Source organism: Stenotrophomonas sp. GD03877 (assembly GCF_029840555.1).
GTDB lineage: Bacteria > Pseudomonadota > Gammaproteobacteria > Xanthomonadales > Xanthomonadaceae > Stenotrophomonas > Stenotrophomonas geniculata.
Window position 1 is genome coordinate 1 of the sequence record NZ_JAOCCT010000078.1, and the last position, 1,138, is coordinate 1,138.

General features: G+C 56.7%; 1 protein-coding gene. It reads left to right on the forward strand.

Features of this window, described 5'->3' with window-relative positions:
• On the forward strand, positions 1-1,059 hold a 1,059-nt coding region (locus tag N5D20_RS24650; protein WP_279915266.1), incomplete at its 5' end, for an SDR family oxidoreductase.
• Between the last annotated feature and the right edge of the window lie 79 nt (positions 1,060-1,138).

Below are 1,138 nucleotides of genomic sequence, written 5' to 3' on the forward strand. Positions count from 1 at the left end.
AAAGCGGCGCTTGCGCGACCGCCGCCTACCTGCCAGACTCGCCAAAAAGGGCGGTTGAACTTCCTATACCCCAAGGTGGCCCTACCGCAGCATGTATTCACTAATATCTCAACCAAAGGAGTATTCGAGATGGGTAAGCTAGCTGGCAAGATTGTCGTAGTGACGGGGTCGGTTTCGGTCATCCCCGGGTTCGATTCCATTGGCTCGGCAACGGTTCGCGAAGCCTTGGCCGAAGGGGCCGATGGGGTTGTCATTTCCGACATCAACGATGAGCAGGGCGAGGCATTCGCCAAGAGCCTGAACGAGGAATATGGTGAGGGGCATGCGCTCTATGTGCATACCGACGTGACTGATCCGAAGGATGTTGAGAAACTTTTCGAGATCACTGAGAAGACCTATGGTCGGGTGGATGCCATCATGGCCAATGCCGGCGTGGCGACGGCTGAGGATTTCGATAAGGATCCCGAGGAGGTTCTGAAGTCGAAAAAATTCATCCAGAGCGTCAACGAGGACGGAGTGTTCAATACCGCGCTCTACGGCTCGCGGCTGATGATGAAGCACGGGACCAAGGGCTCGATCGTGCTGGTATCGAGCATCCACGGCGTCGCCGGTCGCCCGAAGGTGGTGAACACGGAGACGGGCGAGGTGCTGATTGAACGCTTCAATGCGGTCCAGTATACGATGGGGAAACACGGCGTTGTCGGCCTGTCGAAGGCCCTCGCGCTGCAGTTTGCGGAATACGGAATCCGAGTGAACACCGTGAATCCGGGATATATTATGACGCCGCTATTCCAGGCCGCTGTCACGACTGACAAAGAGAAGTTGTCGCATGAGAAATCCTTGGAAACGGATGCCTTTGACTTCACCCAGCTGGCGGCGCTGCACCCATTGTGCAACGATCCGGTGAAGGATGCAGATATTGTCCCGCGTGGGAAATTTGGTGGCCGTATGGGTGTTCCGGCCGAAATCGCCAAGCCGGCGGTGTTCCTGATGTCCGACGAGTCTTCCTTTATGACCGGTCAGAAACTGGTTGTCGACGGCGGGTATACCGCATGCTGAGCATCGGCGGATAGTTAGTGAGCTTCTCCCATTGTGTGGAGGGGCAAATGTGAAACGGGGCGCTTTGGCGCCCCGTTGC